Raw genomic sequence first — 21,716 nt, 5'->3', positions numbered from 1 at the left:
CGCTCCCCCCTTCTGTTAACTGTTTTTATCACGTTAAATTCTCCTCAAGCATGTCAAAGATGTCTCCCATTTCATCCATCTCCAGATCCTGCGCGCTGAAGTCGCTCGGCGTAAATTCTTTCTCCTCTTTGGCCGTGCAATGGCGGATGATCATTAAGAGGTTTTCTTTAAATCGCTGCATCTGTGCTTCGACTGTGCTTCTTTCATATTCTTCCTGATTGTATGAGCAGGAAATGACGAAGCGGCCGCCTGTAACCATCCCGCTGAAGCTCAGTGCGTATAACGCCTCTGACTCTTCGCTGACTTGACGCCCCATATCATATGGAGACGGTTCAAACCATTCAGTTTTCACTTCATTGTCAAACTGCCCTAGGTAGTTAAAACTGATTTCAGGCGTGACGCCTTTTTCTGTTTCATCGGATGACAGATACCGGAGAATCCCGTATCCTACGCCTTTATCAGGAACGCGCCGCACCGTCTCTTTTACCGTTTTAATGACGGAAGAGACGCCGTCTTCTTTGCTGATCTGCAGAATCAACGGATATTGAGCCGTAAACCAGCCGACCGTCCGTGAAACATTGACATTCGGTATGATTTCTTCCCGGCCGTGCCCTTCTAAGTTGATGCCGACTTTACCGTTTTCCGTCCATTCACCGATTGTTAAGCCGAGCGCGCTAAGCAGAATGTCGTTGATTTCCGTTCCGTACGGATGATGAACATCTGTAAGCAGCTGCGCCGTTTCTTCCTCGGTTAGTTCACATTTCACGGCCGCCGTATGTTTGACGAGCCGTTTTGTCGGCTCATGGTCTTTCGGCAGCGGCTGGAGTTCTTCTGCATCTGCCTGCGCCCAATAATCCGCCTGCTTCTTCAGCTCTTCTGATTGCGCAAACGTGCTCAGCGCCTCTGCCCAATCCTTAAAGGAGTGGGTTTTCTGCGGAAGGACGATGCTGTTTTGCTGCTGCGCCTGTTTATAACCTGAAGCGAAATCCTCAAGCAAAATTCTCCATGAAACCCCGTCCACGACGAGATGGTGAACCGCAATTAACAGGTGGTCGCCTTGTTCTGTCCGATATTGCTCTGCTTTTAACAGCGGGCCGTTCTTCAGATCAAGACTGCCCTGAAGCTGATCGGCAAGCCGCTGAATCTGGCTTTTCAGCATGTCTTCGTCTGTTCCGTACAGATCAACGATTTCAAAGCTTGCCTTGCATTCACTGACAGGGAGATATGTCTGAATGATGCCTTCCCTTTCTTCACGGTAAACCATCCGCAGTGCATCATGGTGTTCCATCAATGCTCGCAGGGTTCTTTCCACCAGAACCGGATCAAAGCCGTCTTTTGCGTGAAGCATGACGGATTGGTTCCAGTGGTGTTTGTCCGTAAAGTTTTTCTCAAAGAACCAGCGCTGGATCGGTGTTAATTCCGCTTCGCCTTCGACAGGTCCCTGGTCGGCCTGCTTGCCTTCCGTCCGATCCACGTAAGAGACGAGCTCTTCGATGGTCGGGTGCTGGAAGAGGTCTTTCATCTCAAGCTTGTAGCCGTGCTGATTCAGGCGGCTCGCCATTTGAATGCCTTTGATCGAGTCGCCGCCGAGCGTGAAGAAATTATCGCTTACGCCGATCTGATCCAGTCCGAGTACTTCCTGCCAAATGTCAGAAAGCAGCGTCTCCATCTCCGTTTCCGGCGCTTTGTACGCGGCGCTTCCCGCCTCAATGTCCGGTGCCGGCAGGGCTTTTTTGTCAATCTTTCCGTTTGCGGTGACCGGAAGCTCGTCCATCTCCACCCAGAACGCCGGGACCATGTAGTCCGGAAGCGTGTTTTTCAGCGCGGCTTTGAGCGCTTCGATATCATCCTGCTGAGGTGCGACATAGGCGCAAAGCGCGGTATTGCCCGCTTTGTCTTCCACCGCCGTCACCGCCGCGTCATGAACGTCCGCAAGCTGCGCGAGGCGGACTTCGATTTCTGAAAGCTCGATTCGGTATCCGCGCACTTTGACCTGCTGGTCGATGCGGCCGATGTATTCGATGCCGCACTGCGCGTTCCATTTGACGAGGTCGCCGGTCCGGTACATGCGCTCGCCTGGCACGAACGGATCTGCGGTAAACCGCTTCGCCGTTTCTTCCTCACGGTTCAGGTATCCGCGCGCAAGTCCGCGGCCTGCCACGCACAATTCACCGGCAATGCCTTCCGGCTGCACCTGATCGCCATCACCGAGAATATACGCTCTCGTATTGGCAATCGCCCGTCCGATCGAAAGCGATCCTTCCTCCGGATTGATGACGCCGCTTGTCGCAACGACGGTGTTCTCCGTCGGGCCGTAGTTGTTGACGATCGTGTACGGCTGCTTCACCGCCCGCTTCAGCTTGTCGCCTCCGACGAGAAGCATACGGAGAGAGGTATTTTCCAGCTCCATAAATTGTTCGGCCAGCTGCGTCGGCAGGAAAGTGATCGTCACGCCGTGCTCTTCGAAATAGTGATTTAAGCGGGTGATATCCAGCCGGATCGCTTCATCAATGACATGAAGCTCAGCACCGATGGTCCATGTCGGGAACATCTCCCAGATGGAGGCGTCAAAACCGAAGCCAGCGTATTTGGCGCTTTTGTCCTCAGCCGTCATGGCGAATGCGTCGTGATGCCAGAAGCACAGGTTCACCAGCGCATGGTGTTCGACCATGACACCCTTCGGCTGTCCGGTCGTTCCTGACGTGTAAATCATATAAGCGAGATGATCCGCCGTTGTTTCCGTCTGCGGGTTCGCTTCATCGTTTTCATCAAGCGGCAGGCTCAGGATGGAGCGGCTGCCGTCAAGCAGGATCGTATCTCCTGTGTAGCTTTCCGGCACGTCGAGCGCTTCCTGTGTGAGAAGCAGCTTGGCGCCGCTGTCCTGCAGAATGTAGCTGATCCGCTCTTTCGGGTAATCCGGGTCAATCGGCACAAATGCCGCGCCCGCTTTCAGGACGCCGAGTACGCCCGCGGCCATTTCCAAGGACGGTTTCGTCAAAATGCCGACACGTTCGTCAGCTGTAATACCGCAGTCCATGAGAATGCGCGCGATCCGGTTCGCCCTTGCGTTCAGCTCGCCGTACGTCCATTTCGCGCCGTTGTATGCCACAGCCGGACGGTTCGCGTGGCGGGCGGCCGTTTCTTCAAAGAGACGGTGAACCGTTTTGTTCCGCGGCACGGAAATTGTTTTTCCTTTCCATGCGTTGAGGAGGGCTTGTTTTTCAGCATCGCTGATCAGTGAAATCTCAGGCAGCTTTCTGTCCGGACTTTCTGCCGCTTGCTTCAGAATCCGCAGGAACCCGGCGCTCCACTTTTCAATTGTTTCTTTTTTAAACAGATCAGTCGCATATTCAAACTGAAGACCGAGGCCTTCTTGATCCGTAAAGCCGCCGAGTGTCAGATCGAATTTCGCCGTGCCTTGGTTCGACTCATACGGAGTGATGCGCAGGTTCTCCAGTTCCAGTGTTTCTTTATCCGGATCTTCTGTCGTCACCATGACTTGGAACAATGGATTTCGGCTCATATCTCTCGGCAGGTCAAGCTTTCCGATCAGATCTTCAAACGGATAATCTTGATGCGCCAGCGCGTCGAGATTGGTTTGTTTTACCTGTTCGAGCAGCCCGGCGAATGTCTGTTCTTTGCGCGTTTCATTGCGAAGCGCAAGCGTATTGACAAACATCCCCGGCATTTCCTGAACTTCGGCGCTCGTTCTTCCGGCAGTCACCGAGCCGATAATGATATCGCGCTGCCCCGTAATTTTGCCTAAGAAAACATGGAACGCGGCATGAAGCACCATATGAAGAGTCGCTCCCGATTGCTCCATTAATTCACGCACCGCTTTTTCCGTTTCACGCCCCGCTCTGAAGCGGACGGACTGTCCTTTAAAGCTTTGAACCGGTGGACGCGGAAAATCGGTCGGCAAGTTCAGTTCAGGAAGCTCACCGGAGAACGCGGAGAGCCAATATTGCTCATGCTCTTTCATCCGTTCGGCCTGCTCGGGTTCATTCTGCCAGACGGCGAAGTCTTTATAATGCAGGCTCGGCGCCGGCAGACTTCCGCCTTTGTAAAGATGAGCGAGCTCTTTGACCAGCATGCTTCTGGACACGCCGTCGGCAATAATATGATGCATATCCAGCAGCAGGAGGTGTTTCTGTTCATTCAGTCTGATAAGAGCGGCCCGAATGAGCGGAGCCTCACTCAAATCAAACGGCTTAATGAATGCCCGAATGATAAGATCGGCTTTCTCTTCATCCGCTGCTTCAAAGATGTGAAGTTCGATGTCAGCCTGTTCTGCGATCCGCTGCATCGGCAGGCCATTTTGATCGATAAAGGACGTCCGCAAAGATTCGTGACGATTGATCATCTGATTGAGCGCTTCCTGAAGCCTTGAAATATCGACTTCTCCCTCCATCAGAAGAACGGACGGCATATTGTAGCTGATTGTGTCCCGGTCAAGCTGGTTCAGGACGTACATCCGTTTTTGGGCGGATGATAAAGGGTATGCGTCAGCGCTGTCTGCCGGTGAGATCATCCGATATTTCTCAGATACCGCTGAATTCTCGATATATGCGGCAAGCTGACGGACCGTCGGCTGTTCGAACAGCGCTTTTAACGGAACCGTTTTGTCCAGTTCAGCCTGGATATTGGCAAGGAGCATCATGCCTTTTAAAGAGTGCCCGCCGTAATCGAAGAAATTATCGTCGATGCCGAGTGTATCCGCACCGAGAGTCTTTTTCCAAATGCGGCACAGCTTTTCCTCCAATTCCGTTTCCGGCAAGGCTGAAACTGTTTGCGCCGTCTGGCTTGCGCCCGGTTTCGGAAGGGCGTTTTTATCTGTTTTTCCGTTGGCTGTGAGCGGAATGCGGTCTACTTGCACGAAATAGGCCGGAAGCATATGAGACGGCAGTGTTTCGGAAAGCTGTTTGCGAAGCTCAGAGCCTTTCAGCTCGCTGTCGGCTTTATAGTACGCGCACAGTTCCGGCAGTCCGCCTTCGCTGACTGCGAGAACGACCGCCTCCTGAATGCCGTTTACGCTTAACAGCACGGTTTCAACCTCTTTTAATTCGATACGGTAGCCCCGGATTTTCACCTGATCATCGGCGCGGCCGATAAATTCAATCGTCCCGTCAGAAAGCCTTCGGACGACATCTCCCGTTTTGTATATCAGGCTGTCCGGTGAAAAAGGATTTGAGAGAAATTTCTCCGCAGTCAGTTGCGGACGGTGAAGATATCCTCTTGCAAGCCCCTTCCCGGTAATATAAAGCTCGCCGCTTGCGCCCGGAGGAACGAGCTGCATTGATCCGTCCAGCACAAGGGCGCCGGTATTTGCGATCGGGCGGCCGATGACGGGACGCTGCTCATATTGATCAAGCCGTTCCATATTGATCCGTCCGGCAATGGCGCCGATCGTCGTTTCTGTCGGCCCGTAGTGATTGATGAAGTCAGTATGGGCGTATACGTCATGAAACTTGCGGACATCGGACGTGATGATTTTTTCACCGCCGAGCACCACTAAACGAAGCGGGCTGAAACGGCGTTCTGCCGTAAAACGGGCAGTATTGACGATCATATGGAACAACGACGGCGTCAGTTTCATATACGTAATGCCGTTTTTCTGTATATATTCACCAAGCTGTTCAGGCGAAGTGTACGTCTCTTTCGGCACAATGTGCAGCTCGCCGCCCGCCTGAAGAATCGGGAATATGGCCGTATATCCGAGATCAAATGCGTAAGAAGACAGCAGCACGGATTTGTCAGCTTCGGTCAAACCGGCTTCACGGCTGAACCACGTGACATAATTGACTAGATTGCGGTGCTCCAGCTGGACGCCTTTCGGTTTGCCCGTTGTTCCCGAGGTATAAATGATATATGCAAGCTGGTCGGCGTCAGGATTCGTTTCGATCCGATCGGCGCTTTCGTTCCGCCATTCTCCGCCTTCCATTACGACTGTTTTTCCTTTATAAACGGCGGCAGCGGTCATGTTTCTCTCATTGACGACCAGAAGCTTCGTTCCGCTGTCTTCAAGAGAATAGCGGATTCTCTCTTCAGGAGTCTCCGGATCAATCGGGAGAAATGCCGCTCCGGCTTTCATGACGCCGAGAATCGCGGTAATCAAATCGGCCGAACGATCCATCATAATAGCCACGATGTCCTCACTGCCCGCTCCGCACGCCTGAAGGTGGCGCGCAAACCGGTTCGACTGTTCATCAAGTTCCCGGTATGTCAGATTTGTTCCGCCTGCAACCGCCGTGAGATCAGGCGTTTTTTGCGCTTGCCGTTCAAACAGTGAAACAAAAGTGCCCTCAGGGAGATCCGCTTCCGTACGTTTTTCATCAGAGAGGAGCGCTTCCCGCTCAGGTTCAGATAACAGGCTTGCTTCGGCCAGCTGAATATCCGGATTTTCAGCGCAGGCTTTAATCAGATTGACAAAATGAGCGCTCCAGCGGCGGATGGTTTCGTCCGCAAATAAGGCTTTCGCGTAATCAAAGCTCAATCCGACCTCTTCTCCGCGCTCAGCCGCTTCTAAGGAAAGATCAAATTTAGCGACATGATGATGCATGGAGTAAGAAGAAATCTCCAAATCTCCGAGCCGCAGAGACGGGATCTCCATGTTCTGCATATTAAATAACACGCTGAACAGCGGACTCCGGCTTGTGTCCCTCGTTAACGGCAGTTTTTCAATTAATTCTTCAAGCGGATAGCTTTGATGCTCGAAAGCTTGAAGACTCGCCGTCTTCACTTCGTCCAGGAATTGCTTGAACGTTTTTTTGCCGGCAGGATGCGACCGAAGCGCGACTGTGTTGACAAACATGCCCGGCACCTCTTGGAGATCAGGATGCTGTCTTCCGGCCGCCGGAGATCCGACTATGATGTCTTCCTGCCCTGAATATTTGGACAGCAGCACTTGAAAAGCGGCTAACAAGAACATGTACATCGTCGTATCCGTATCAGCCAGCAATGTCTTAATCTGCGCCGTCACCTGTTTATCAAGCCCGAAGATGACGCGTTCCCCTTCAAAACTGCGCTCGGCAGGACGCGGGAAATCAAGCGGCAGATCCAACACCGGCAGTTCGCCTTTGAACGTTTCGAGCCAGTAGGCCTCGTGCTGATCCAGATTTGCTTTTTCACGCTGCCAGACTGCAAAATCCTTATAATGAATCTTTGGCAGCGCAAGCTCCGTGCCTTGATAAAGTTTCGCCAGATCACCGATGAAAATGCCCATAGAGCTTCCGTCCGTAATAATGTGATGCATGTCAATCAACAGAAGATATCGGTCAGCTTCAAGCCGGATCAGCTTCGAACGGACGAGCGGCGCACGGTTGAGCGCAAAGGGTCTGATAAAGGCTTTTGTCAGCTCTTCCGCATCTTCTTCCCGGCCCTCGGCGGTTTCCAGCTGAAAGCTCACATTTTCATGAATGGTCTGCACGACTTCTCCATCCGCCATGTCAAACGATGTACGCAGTGTCTCATGACGGTTGATTAATGCCTGCATGGCCTCTTCAAGACGGTTTTTGTCTACTGATCCTTCCAGCAGAAGTACAGCAGGGACGTTGTAGCTCGTGCTGGCCTGTCCGAGCTGATTAAGGATATACATCCTGCGCTGTGCTGAGGAAACAGGATAATGCTTCTGATGAGGCGCTTGCCGGATCGGTTCAAACTGCTGCTCCTCCTCACTCTCATGCTCCAAATAATGCGCAAGCTCCTGAATGGTCGGCTTTTCAAATAACACTTTGATCGGCACTTCTTTTTGAAAGTGCTCCTGAATTTTAGCGGTCATCATCATGGCTTTTAAAGAGTGTCCGCCAATCGTGAAGAAATTGTCAGTCACACCCGCTTTTACGCCGAGGATGCCTTCCCAAATGTCCGCGAGTTTCTGCTCCGCTTCCGTTTTCGGCGCTTCGTATTCTTTTTGAACGGCTTCAGTCTGCGGTTCAGGCAGCGCCTTTTTATCAATTTTTCCGTTCGCCGTCAGCGGAAACTGACTCATCTGTATGAAGTGCGCGGGAATCATGTATTCAGGAAGTGATTCCGACAGCGTTTTGCGCAGGTCTTCCGGTGAAAGGTCCCGGTCTGCGGTAAAGTAAGCGCAGATTTCATTTTCATCCGCTTTATTTTTCCGGATCACAGCTGCGGATTCCGTCACATTCTGCACCTGGCTGATTTTCGCCTCGATTTCACCGAGCTCGATTCTGAAACCGCGGACCTTTACTTGATTGTCAATTCTGCCGAGAAACTCGATCGTGCCGTCCGGAAGCCACTTCGCCAAGTCTCCCGTCCGGTATATCATTTCATCCGGTCTGAACGGATCGCGGACAAATTGCTTCTCCGTTAGTTCAGGCAGATTCACATAGCCCCTTGCCACTCCGCTTCCGCCGACGCACAGCTCACCGGGAGCGCCGATTGGCTGGAGGTTGCGGTTTTCGTCCATAATGTACGCAGTGGAATTTCCGATCGGCTTCCCGATCGGGATCGAGCCGTCGTAGTCCTGATCAATGAGAAAACTCGTCGAAAACGTCGTATTCTCCGTCGGGCCGTAGCCGTTCCAAAGAGACAGCTCCGGTGACGCCTTTCTCACTTTGCTGACGATATGCGGTACAAGCGCATCACCGCCGATAATAAGGTGCCGGAGCGTGTTAAACATGCCGGCATCTTTTTGGGCAAGCTGGTTAAACAGCGGAGACGTCAGCCACATGGTCGTGATCCGATGCTCTTTCAAAAATTGGGCGAATTGTCCGGCGTCAAGCAGCATCTCTTTTTTAACAGGATAAAGCGCAGCTCCGTTCAGCAATGCACCGAAGACTTCGAAGGTTCCGGCATCAAAGCTGACGGCTCCCGTTTGCGCCATGCGGTCTTCTTCATGAACCGGCACATAATTCGAATGTTTGACGAGCCTGATGATATTTCTGTGTTCAATCATGACGCCTTTCGGTTTGCCGGTCGATCCGGATGTATACATAATATACGCCAAGTCGTTTCCGCCGGCAGGGAGACTCAAGTTTGCTCCGCTTACCGTTTCATCCGCGCTTTCATCCAGCATGATGACCGGGACTTGCAATGCGCCCGCTTGCTCCAGATAGTCCTGAACTGTCAGCACGATCTGAATCGAACTGTCTTCCGCCATAAAGCGGAGACGGTCCTCCGGAAAAGCAGGATCAATCGGCACATATGCGCCGCCTGCTTTTAGGACGGCAAGCATGCCGATAACGGTTTCCGCAGACCGGTCGTTCATAATAGCGGCGGTCCGGCCTTTTTCCAGCCCGTTCTTCACAAGATGTCTCGCCAGGCGGTTGGCCGCTTCGTTCACTTCACGGTACGTCCATTCGCGCCCCTCTTCTTTTATCGCGATGCTTGCGGGCGTCCGGTTTGCCTGTGCTTCAAACAAACGGTGAACGGCCTCCTCTTCCGGAAGCGCCGTTTTCGTATCATTGAATATGTCAACAATCTGCCGCTCTTCTTCGCCTGAAACAAGGCCGAGATCCCGCACGGGCGCGTCAGGCGTTCCGACCGCCGCTTTCATCATGCGGGTCAGATGGTGCGCCGTTCGTTCGATGGCATCATGAGCAAAAGCCGCTCCGTTGTATTTGATTTTGACAGTCCACGTTTTTCCCGGATACACGATGAGATTGAAATCAAAGCTCGTCTGCTCAAAAGCATGTTCAACTTTAATGGAAAAGCCGAGTCTTTCCTCCATGCCCCCGTTTTCCAGCTCTTTGTCCAGCGGATAGTTTTCAAAGGCGACCAAATGATTCAAAAGGCTGCCGTCCAGAGCAGAGCGCTTTTGAATGTCATAGAGCGGCACATAATCATAGCGCTCGGCTTCCACGGCGTTTTTCTGAACTGCCGTCATCACGTCAGAAAAGGTTGCTTCTTTGTCAATCTTGATTCTGACAGGGATCGTATTGATGAACAGCCCGGCCATTGTTTCTATGCCGTTGATTTCTGAAGGACGGCCTGATACAACAGTGCCGAACACCACATCGTCTGTATAGTTGTATTTGCTGAGCACTGCGCCCCACACCGCTTGAAACAGGTTAGGCCCCGTGACTTGATGCCGGTTGGCGGTCTGCTGAATCTGCGAAACCAGCTCTTCATCCCAGACAAAAGAATATTCTTCATTTTGATAGTCTTTCTTTTCCGCTGCCAGACGGCCCGGGAGCAGGCTCGGCTGTTCGAAATCCGCTAAGCGGCTGCTCCAATATTGTTCCGCCTCATCATAATCCCGGCCTCCGAGCCATTTGATATAGTCAGAGTAAGGTTTGCCCTGGCTTCCTCCGGCGGGCCGGCCGGCACGAAGCGCTTCATAGTTTTGAAACAGGCTTTTCATCAAAACGCCCATACTCCAGCCGTCCATGACGATATGATGATTGCTCCAGACGAGATAAAGCTCCTTCTCACTGAGTCTGAATACCGCCGCTTTAAAAAGAATATCCTTCGCCAGATGAAAGCCCTGCTGCTGCACGTCGCGTTTATAACGTTCAATATATTCGGTTTGACGAGCTTCATCTAATTGACTGATATCTTCATAGTGCACTTTCGTCTTCCGCTCGGCCAATACGACTTGGCGCGGTTTTTGAAGCTGCTGATGCACGAATACCGTTCGCAGGATGTCATATGTCCGGATCAGCTCATTGACGCTTTTTTCAAAAAGCTCGAGCTGAAAACTTCCGTGAATCCTAAGCTCTAATTGTGTGAAGTAGGAGGAAGAATGCGGATCAAGCAGCGCATGATACAGCATTCCCTCCTGCATCGGTGTGAGTGCATACACCTTTTGAATCGATTTTTTGCTCATATGTCACCTCTGTCTTTTCTGTTAGAGAATTTCCATTAATTTATCAAGTTCATCAAGCGTCAGATCATCATCACCAAGATCACTAGGCGTAAGTTCAGGACCGTCTTGAGCCAGGCAATGATCTATGATTTTCAGGAGGTGCCCTTTAAAGCTGTCACTGAACGATTGGATGGTTTTTTCATGAAATTCGAGAGAATGATAGGCAAACGTCATCGTCATCTGCCCATTTTCTATAAATCCGACAATATCAAGCGCATTCGGCTTCTCTGTGTCCGGGCTCAGCGATTGTCCGGACGGCATATCGGATCTTGTAAATAAGCCGGAATCCGACATCTCATTAAACTGGCCTAAGTAGTTAAAGCTGATATCCGGATCAATCTCAAACGAAAGATTCTCTTTATGCTCAGGCGCCGTTACATAACGCAGAATGCCGTAGCCGACTCCTTTGTTCGGGATATGCCTGATGTCTTCTTTCATTTGTTTCAGCTGATATGAAAGGTCGTCGGCGTGTTTCATCTCAAGGATCATCGGATACATGCTCGTAAACCAGCCGACCGTCCGGGTGATATTCAAGCCGTCAAGAATGTCTTCACGTCCGTGGCCTTCCAAATGAACGCCGATCGTGTCTTCACCCGTCCACTCCTTGAGCGCCAGTCCGAGCGCCGTCAGCAGAATATCATTCATTTCTGTGTGGTAGGCTTCATGGACGTTTGTGGTCAGCTGTTCAGTTTGTTCAGCCGTCAGAGAGAAGCTGACCGTTCTTGTATGTCTCATGCGCTGATCCCCAGACTGCCTGTCTTTCGGGAGCTGAGTGCATACCTCTTTCTCCTCAAGCTCTTTCCAGTAATCAACTTCTTTCAGAAACGCCTTCGTATTTGCGTATTCTTTGATTCTCTCGGCAAATTCGGCGAATGAATGTGTTTTCGGCGGCAGCGCCGGGTCATTGCCTTGCTTGAGCTGTGTATAAACAGACGTGAAGTCCTCCAGTAAAATCCGCCAAGATACACCGTCTACGACTAAGTGATGGATCGCAAGGAGAAGGTGGTCTCCGTCTTCCGCCCGGAAGAGCCCGGCCTTCAGCAGAGGTCCCGCTTCCAGTGAAATACTGCTTTGAAGACGGTCTGCTTCCCGTTCGATACGGTCTTCATGATCTTCGCTGAGTCCGTTCAGTTCAAAGACGTTCAGTTCAACAGACGCCTCCTCAAGCCCTTTGTAATATGGCTTTTGCTCACGGTAAACCATACGGAGTGCATCATGGTGTTCCATCAATGCTTGCAGGGTTCTTTCCACCAGAACCGGATCAAAGCCGTCTTTTGCGTGAAGCATGACGGATTGGTTCCAGTGGTGTTTGTCCGTAAAGTTTTTCTCAAAGAACCAGCGCTGGATCGGCGTTAATTCCGCTTCGCCTTCGACAGGTCCCTGGTCGGCCTGCTTGCCTTCCGTCCGTTCCACGTAAGAGACGAGCTCTTCGATGGTCGGGTGCTGGAAGAGGTCTTTCATCTCCAGCTTGTAGCCGTGCTGGTTCAAACGGCTCGCCATTTGAATGCCTTTGATCGAGTCGCCGCCGAGCGTGAAGAAATTATCGCTTACGCCGATCTGATCCAGTCCGAGCACTTCCTGCCAAATGTCAGAAAGCAGCGTCTCCATCTCTGTTTCCGGCGCTTTGTACGCGGCGCTTCCCGCTTCAATGTCCGGCGCCGGCAGGGCTTTTTTGTCAATCTTGCCGTTTGCGGTGACCGGAAGCTCGTCCATCTCCACCCAGAACGCCGGGACCATGTAGTCCGGAAGCGTGTTTTTCAGCGCGGCTTTGAGCGCTTCGATATCATCCTGCTGAGGTGCGACATAGGCGCAAAGCGCGGTATTGCCCGCTTTGTCTTCCACCGCCGTCACCGCCGCGTCATGAACGTCCGCAAGCTGCGCGAGGCGGACTTCGATTTCTGAAAGCTCGATTCGGTATCCGCGCACTTTGACCTGCTGGTCGATGCGGCCGATGTATTCGATGCCGCACTGCGCGTTCCATTTGACGAGGTCGCCGGTCCGGTACATGCGCTCGCCTGGCACGAACGGATCTGCGGTAAACCGCTTCGCCGTTTCTTCCTCACGGTTCAGGTATCCGCGCGCAAGTCCGCGGCCTGCCACGCACAATTCACCGGCAATGCCTTCCGGCTGCACCTGATCGCCATCACCGAGAATATACGCTCTCGTATTGGCAATCGCCCGTCCGATCGAAAGCGATCCTTCCTCCGGATTGATGACGCCGCTTGTCGCAACGACGGTGTTCTCCGTCGGGCCGTAGTTGTTGACGATCGTGTACGGCTGCTTCACCGCCCGCTTCAGCTTGTCGCCTCCGACGAGAAGCATACGGAGAGAGGTATTTTCCAGCTCCATAAATTGTTCGGCCAGCTGCGTCGGCAGGAAAGTGATCGTCACGCCGTGCTCTTCGAAATAGTGATTTAAGCGGGTGATATCCAGCCGGATCGCTTCATCAATGACATGAAGCTCAGCACCGATGGTCCATGTCGGGAACATCTCCCAGATGGAGGCGTCAAAACCGAAGCCAGCGTATTTGACGCTTTTATCCTCGGCCGTCATGGCGAATGCGTCGTGATGCCAGAAACACAGGTTCACCAGCGCGTGGTGTTCGACCATGACACCCTTCGGCTGTCCGGTCGTTCCTGACGTGTAAATCATATAAGCGAGATGATCCGCCGTGGTTTCCGTCTGCGGGTTCGCTTCATCGTTTTCATCAAGCGGCAGGCTCAGAATGGAGCGGCTGCCGTCAAGCAGGATCGTGTCTCCTTTGTAGCTTTCCGGCACGTCGAGCGCTTCCTGCGTGAGAAGCAGCTTGGCCCCGCTGTCCTGCAGAATGTAGCTGATCCGCTCTTTCGGGTAATCCGGGTCAATCGGCACAAATGCCGCGCCCGCTTTCAGGACGCCGAGTACGCCCGCAGCCATTTCCAAGGACGGTTTCGTCAAAATGCCGACACGTTCGTCAGCTGTAACACCGCAGTCCATGAGAATGCGCGCGATCCGGTTCGCCCTTGCATTCAGCTCGCCGTACGTCCATTTCGCGCCGTTGTATGCCACAGCCGGACGGTTCGCGTGGCGGGCGGCCGTTTCTTCAAAGAGACGGTGAACCGTTTTGTCCCGCGGCACGGAAATTGTTTTTCCTTTCCATGCGTCAAGAAGGGCTTGTTTTTCTGTTTCATTCACCAATGAAAGCTCAGAAAGCTTCGCGGCCGGATTTTCCGCGGCGGCTTCTAACAGATGAAGCCAATAATGCTTCCACGTCTCTGCCGTTTCCGGTTTAAACAGCGCAGTGTTATATTCAAGCACAAACGTTAAGCCTCCGTCTGTGTCATCAGCCGTCATCGTCAGGTCAAACTTGGCTGTTTTTCTGTCAAACGGATGGTGCTTCAGCTCAATTCCTTCCATGACCAGATCTTCAGCATTTGCGTTTTGCATGGAGAATACCGCATCGAACAGCGGATTTCGGCTCGTATCACGCTGCACCTCAATCTTTTGCAGAAGGTCCTCAAGCGGATAATCCTGCGCATCAAATGCACGTAAAGCGGTTTGTTTTACTTCTTCAAGATAATCTGTGAACGTTTTGTCCGCTTCCGGATACGACCGAAGCGCGAGTGTATTCACAAACACACCGATGACGTTAGCGAGATCCGCATGTGACCGTCCCGCAACCGGAGAGCCGACAATGATGTCATGCTGTCCGCTCAATTTTGAGAGAAAAGCGCTGTATGACGCCAGCAGCACCATGTACATGGTAGAATCCGTTTGTTTCGCAAGACTGCGAAGAGCCGACGTCTGTTCTTCAGTCAGTGAAAAGACCAGCTTGTCTCCTTCAAAGGTTTGCACAGCCGGACGGCTGTAATCAGCCGGCAGCGTCAATACCGGAAGCTCGCCGTCAAGCTCCCGAAGCCAATGCTCCTCCTGCTTGCGGTACTGCTCTGATTGAATAAATTTCTGCTGCCATACCGCATAGTCTTTATAATGAATCCGCGGCTGCTCAAGCGTTTCGCCGCCATACAGGCGGGACAGTTCATCTATCAGCACGCCGACTGAAGCGCCGTCCGAAATGATATGGTGCATGTCAAACAGCAGCAGGTGATCATGTTCAGCCAGCTTAACCAGCCCCGTTCTGACGAGAGGAAGCTGATCCAGGCGGAACGGGCGGATAAAGCTCTGAATAATTTGTCCAGCGTCTTCCTCAGAGGCTTCGTAATATTCCATGTCAATATCAGCTTCGGCCCATATACGCTGAACTGTTTCTCCATCCTTTATGTCAAACGTCGTTCTGAAGGCTTCATGGCGTTCTGTCAGCTGTTTCATGACAGATTTCAGCTTTTCTGCATCAAGCTTCCCTTTTAAGCGGAGCACAGACGGCATGTTGTAGCTTGTTTCAGCGCCTTCCAGCTGCTGAAGCACGAACATCCGCTTCTGCGGTGAAGAAACCGGATACGTTTCCTGCACAGCCGCCGGTACGATGCTTTCAGCCGTCTTCTGCTCAGCGCCTTCAATCAGCTGCGTCAGTCCCGCAACCGTCGGAGAAGTGAACAGATCCTTTAATGTAAGCTGCACGCCGAATGTCTTCTGGATGAGAGCAAGCAGTTTCATTCCCGCTAACGAATGGCCTCCGATCTCAAAGAACTGATCGTGCACGCCGACCCGCTCCATTTGCAGCACCTCAGCCCAAATATCCGCCAGTTTTTGTTCTGTTTCATTGCGCGGCGCCGTATATGACACAGCATTCGCTGCGGTAACATCAGGCATCGGCAGCGCCCGTCTGTCGATCTTCCCGTTTCCTGTAAGAGGCAGTTCATCCATTTGAATAAAGACGGCCGGAATCATGTAAGCCGGAAGATCCTTCGCCGTATGCTCCCTCAGCTCCTGGGAAGAGATTTCTCGGAGGCCGACAAAATACGCGCAAAGAAGTTTGTCACCCGCTCCCTGGTCCACAGCGAGCACGATGCATTCCTGGATCTGGTCATGGCTTTGGATCTGGTGCTCAATTTCGCCAAGCTCAATCCGCTGGCCGCGGATTTTCACCTGATGGTCGATACGTCCGATAAACTCGATATCGCCATTCGGCAGCCATCTGGCCAAGTCGCCCGTTTTATACATCCGTTCACCTTCTTTAAACGGATGCTCCACAAATTTTTCTTCCGTCAGTTCAGGACGGTTGTAATAGCCTTCCACGAGACCTTCCCCGCTGACGCACAGCTCGCCCGGGATACCTGCCGGCTGCATTCGTCCGGCCGTGTTCATGATGAAGATTTCCGTATTGCTGACCGGTTTTCCGATCGGAACGGAGAGCGTATCCTCTTCAATCACATCTACCGGGTGGTATGTCGCAAACACCGTGCTCTCAGACGGACCGTACATATGAAGCAGTTTTCCTTTTCCGACTGCCGCCAGCGCCTTTTTGACATGCTCAACAGACGCCCTTTCGCCCCCGAACATGATTTTCCGAAGCGTCGTCAGACAGGACGGCTCCATATCAACAAGCAGGTGGAACAGGGCCGTCGTAATCATCAGAATGCTTACATTCTCCCGTTTGATCACGCGGGACAAACGGGTCATGTCCAGCACCGTATCTTTCGGGACGATCACAAGCTTTGCACCGTTTAACAGCGAACCGAACATATCAAACATAAAGGCGTCAAAGACGTAGTTTGACAGTCCGAGCACAGTATCTTCTTCAGAAACGGTCAAATAGTTCGTGTTCTTTACCGTCCGCAAAATGTTGGCATGTGTGACGATGTTTCCTTTCGGCGTTCCCGTCGTTCCTGATGTATAAGTGAGATTGGCAATCGTCTTGGAGTCAAACGGCAATGCTGGATTATGAGAGTCCTTTTCATAGCTTTCCTCATCATCAGCAAGCACAATGACGCCTTGAAAACCGGCCTTTTCCGCAATCGGCTTGAGGCTTCGCTGAGTCAGGAGCACACTCGCCCCGCTGTCGCGGAAGAAATGCTGAATCCGCTGAACCGGATGTTCAGGATCAATCGGCACATAGGCTGACCCCGCTTTTAATACAGCCATAATGGAAACAATCATGTCCATTGACCGTTCATATAAAACAGCCGCGGTTTTCCCGCCGCCTCCGACCGAAAGAATATGCCGCGCAAGCCTGTTGGCGCGTTCATTCAGCTGCTGATACGACAGGGTTTCCCCTTCGAACTGAAGAGCCGTCCGGTCAGGGTTCTTTCGGGCCTGTTCTTCAAAGATCTGCACGATCGTTTGCTCTTTCGGATAGGCCGTGCGCTCCGGATTGAACCGCTGTAATTGATTCAAAGCCTCCCGTTCAGAAAGCAGGTCATATTCGCTGATTTTTGCATCCGGCTGAGCTGCCGCACTCTCCAGCAGGCGGACATAGTGCGCAAGCAGGCGATCCGCCGTCGAGCGCTTAAACAGCTTCGTGCAATAATCCAAATCGAGCGCAATGCCTTCCGCTGTATCCCGGGCCTGCATTGTCAGATCGAATTTGGCGATATTGAAGTTGGTTTCATGAAGAGACAGCGTAAGATTGCCGATCTCCGGAATTCCGTCCGAAGCATTTTGCAGACTGAACATCGTATCAAATATCGGATGCCTGCTCATATCCCGGGGCACATTCAGCTCCTCGGTCAGCCACTCAAACGGATAGTCCTGGTGAGAAAACGCGTCCAGCACCTGCTTGCGAACATGACCTAACAAGTCTGTAAATGTCTGATCCTGCTTCACGGAGCTTCGCAGCGCAAGCGTGTTGACAAACATCCCGATCAGTCCCTCGGTATCGGAATGATTTCTTCCCGCCGATGGTGTTCCCACGATGATGTCTTCCTGTCCTGAATACTTAGAAAGCAGCGTATAATATGCCGATAACAGCACCATATAAAGGGTGGCTCCGTTTTTCCCGGCGAGCTTCTGCAGCCGGTCCCGCAGCTCTTTCGGCAGCTTGACTGATACGCGGTCACCCTCAAAGCTTTGCACCTGCGGCCGCGGGTAATCAGGGAGCAGCTGAAGCACCGGCAGTTCGCCGCTAAAGACTTCTTTCCAATACGCCCGCTCTTTCTTGTAGCCTTCTTCCGCCCGTTCCGCTTGCCAAACGGCGTAATCTTTATATTGAATATGCAAGTCAGGCAGCTGTTTTCCGCTATAGATCTCTGCCAGTTCCTTCAGCATGATGGAAATTGACACTCCGTCTGAAATCAGGTGATGCATATCAAACAGCAGCATATGGCGATTGTGACCGAGCGTTTGCAGGCCGATTCTGAACAAAGGCGCCTCCGCCAGCTCAAAACGGCGCACAAAATCCTTCATTACCTGTTCATTCGTTCTCCCGCTCGCTTCGATCATTTCAATATGAAACGGAACATGCTCGTGAATCACCTGTCTCGGCGTGCCGTCCTCTGATTGAAACGATGTTCTGAGCGCTTCATGCCTGCTGATTAAGACAGAAAATGCACGCTCAAGTTTTTCACGGTCTAACGCGCCTTCGATAACGGCTGCTGCCGGCATGTTATACCCGACCCCCGCATCTTCAAATTGGCTCGCGATATAGATGCGCTGCTGGGCGAGCGAAAGCGGATAGCTCTCCTGCTTCTCAGCCGGCTTAATCGCACTGTAATCCGGCCCTTCGTTTCGGCTTACCGCATAATCGGCAAGCGCCGCGATTGTCGGATGCTCAAACAAGTATTGCAGCGGGATTTCCACGCCCATTTGCTTATGAATTTTCGTCAAAAGCGTCATTGCCTTTAAGGAATGACCGCCAGACTCGAAGAAATGGTCATAAATACCCACCTTGTCCATTCCGAGGACTTCCTGCCAGATGACGGCGAGCGTTTTCTCCGTCTCATTTCTCGGCGCCGCATACTCTGACGAACTGACAGCCTGCACATCAAGCGCGAACAGCTTTTTGCGGTCTGCCTTCCCGCTCGGCGTAAGCGGAATTTTATCCGTTTTTGTAAAGTAAGCGGGCACCATGTAATCAGGAAGGTGTTTGGACACATACTCCCGGTACTCGGCAGGGTGAAACTCAGTTCCTTTTTCTTGAACGATATATGCGCAAACATCTAAGCTGCCCTGCTGATCCGGTCGTGCCAGCACGACGGCCTCCGCCGCGCCCGGAGCTTTTCTGAGCACCGTTTCAATTTCTCCCAGCTCAATACGGTAGCCGCGGACTTTCACTTGATCGTCTTCTCGGCCGATATATTCGATTGTTCCGTCCGGCAGCCAGCGCGCCATATCACCCGTGCGGTACATGCGGCCGCTCTCGTTAAACGGGTCCTGCAAAAACTTCTCTGCGGTCAAATCCGGAAGATTTAAATAGCCGCGGCCTACACCGTCTCCCGCGATATACAGCTCACCAGCAGTGCCGTCAGGCTGAAGCCGTTTGTGCTTATCCAATATATACAGCCGGGCGTTGCCGAGCGGTTTTCCGATCGGAACGTACGCCGCCTGCTGATTCATTCCGTTATCTTGTGACACCTCATACACGGACGCATCTACGCACGTTTCCGTCGGCCCGTAGACATTTGTCAGCCGCGGCGCTTTGCCCGATTGATGAAAGAGCGTCATCAGCTGTTCAGCAACAGCGGCGGACAGACCTTCTCCCCCAATGAGCATGTGGCGCAGTTCAATTCCGCTGACATCTCCCGTTGCGACCATCATCTGCAGATGCGCAGGCGTTCCGTCAGTGGCTTCAATCCGGTTTTGACGATAATAGTCCAGCAGTGAAGAGCCGTTTGTTACAGTTGTTTTCGGCACGATATAAAGCGTCTGACCTAAAAGAAGCGAGGCGAAAATCTGTTTAACGGACGCATCAAAATGAAACGGGGCCAACAGCGCCATTCTTAATGTCAGTTCACCGCACTGATAAATCTCCTGCTGCAGTGATTGAACCAGGTGATGAACTTGCCGATGTTCAATCATCACGCCTTTCGGCCGCCCAGTTGTACCGGACGTATAGATAATGTAAGCCAGCCGGTCTGATTGTGTGCAGACACCGTCAGCGGCCGTCTCATACTGAACGGCCTCATCAAAATCAATCTGTTCGGCATTCGTTTCAGGCGCCTGTATTCCCGCCTCTGTCAGAACAGCCTTCGCTCCGCTGTCCTCCAAGATGTACTGAATCCGATCCGCCGGAAAGTCAGGATCAATCGGCACATATGCGCCGCCCGCTTTCAAAATTCCCAATATTGCCGCAATAACACGGTCAGATCGGCCAAGCAGCACAGCGACAGGAGAATCGGCTGATATCCCGGCTTTAAGAAGGCGTCCGGCGATACGGCCTGACTGTTCATTCAATGTGCGATAGGACAATGTCCGGCCTTCATATACAACCGCGGGTTTGTCAGACAGTGCCTTCGCTTTCTCTTCAAACAGCGCCGGAATCGTCATCTCCTTGCGATAAGCGACCGGATTGCCGGAGGCACGCTTCAGAAGCAGCTCTTTCTCCGATTCTGAAAGAAGAGCGAGCTCATCAATTACACGGTCAGGAGATGATATCGCATCTTCAATCAGCGTGATCAAACGTTCAGAAACAGAAGCAATTTCGTCCGCCTTGAATATGTCACTGCGATAGTCAAAATCAATCGTCAATTTCCCGGTGTCCCATCGTTCCTTCACGTGAATCGATATATCATTTGTTCCGCTTCCGCTGAAGATCGGGTCCGTCAGGAAGGACAGATTCTCTTTTTTCTGCCACTGCATCACTTGATACTCCAGAGCCACCGTAAACAATCTGCTCAGCGAACTTTTTGAAGCACGCAAATCATTGACAAGCAGGTTATACGGATACTTTTGGTGGCGAAGAATTTTCATCAGATCCTTCATCCGGCCTTTGACGAATTCCAAGAACGGCTGGCTTCCGTCAACACTTGTCCGCACAGGCACCGTGGATACGAACATCCCGAGCATCTGCTTTTCTTTCGCATTCGTCCGGTTTCCCATAAACGTACCCGTGACGACGTCATCCCGGCCTGTCACTTTGTAGAGATAAGCGATCAGAGCTGACTGGAACAAGGAAAGAACGCTGACTTTATGCTCCCCGCAAAATGATTGAATCCGGCCGTACAGGTCATGAGGAATTTCTTGAGAAAACCGTTTCGCATCAAGACCCGCATCTGCCTGGCTCCGTTTTAAAGACACAAGCTCCGGTACGGTCTCAAACTGTCCGTTCCAAAAATCCCGATCCTTTTTAAACCGCTTCGACTGCACATATTCCTGCTCTGTCAGCACATGCTCGATGAAGGAAGGAATCTCCGCCTCGTTCTCACTTGCTCCGCCCGAAAGCTCCAAATAAATATCAGTAATCGTATTGCCCAGAATCGTCATGGAAATTCCGTCTGAAATAACGTGATGCACATTAACGTAGAACCAGACCTCATTTTCGCTGATAGTGTACACGGAAAAACGGAATAAATCCTGATCATATAACGCCAGAGGTTTGCTTGCCTCGTCACGTCCCCATTTTGACAGCTCTTCCGCAGAGCAGCCGGCTTGCCTGATGTCTGTATGCTCGATCGTCAGCGGACGGTATTCGCTCACATATTGAACGGGCTCTCCCTCATCATCAAGCCGAAGACGGATTCTCATCGACTCATGGCGACGGACGAATTCCTGTATCGCTTTCTCAACGATATGAGCTTGTACGCCGTCCTCAGAAATGAGCTTTCCGAAACCCGCAAGATTTGAAATACTTGTGTTCGGATAGAATTTTTCTGTATACCAGATACGTTTTTGTGCATTTGTTAAAGGATAAAAAGTTATTTCCATATGTGTGCGCCTCCCCTTTTTAAGATAAATTTGTCAGTTCTCCCTTAGAAACAGCCTCCCTCAATGTCCCTAACTCATTATCAAGCCAAAAGAACCACTTACCTCCAAAACGATCCCGATTTAATCACCGCCGAAATCCGCAATCCATTCA

Annotated in this window: 2 protein-coding genes; both read right to left on the bottom strand. The window is 51.9% G+C overall.

The window, feature by feature from the left end; translation table 11 throughout:
- Nucleotides 1-28: 28 nt before the first annotated feature.
- Nucleotides 29-10,789 carry a surfactin non-ribosomal peptide synthetase SrfAB gene (gene srfAB / locus ICW23_RS19010; protein WP_188154739.1) on the bottom strand — a complete coding sequence of 3,587 codons (10,761 nt, stop codon included), beginning with the start codon at nucleotides 10,787-10,789 and terminating at the stop codon, nucleotides 29-31.
- Nucleotides 10,790-10,810: 21 nt separating this feature from the next.
- Nucleotides 10,811-21,565 (bottom strand): surfactin non-ribosomal peptide synthetase SrfAA, encoded by a 10,755-nt coding sequence (gene srfAA / locus ICW23_RS15320; protein ID WP_188154738.1) that lies wholly within the window; start codon nucleotides 21,563-21,565, stop codon nucleotides 10,811-10,813.
- Nucleotides 21,566-21,716: the final 151 nt, after the last annotated feature.

This window comes from Bacillus sp. 1021 (assembly GCF_014534735.1).
Taxonomy (GTDB): domain Bacteria; phylum Bacillota; class Bacilli; order Bacillales; family Bacillaceae; genus Bacillus; species Bacillus siamensis.
This window is presented reverse-complemented; position numbering and strand designations above follow the sequence as displayed.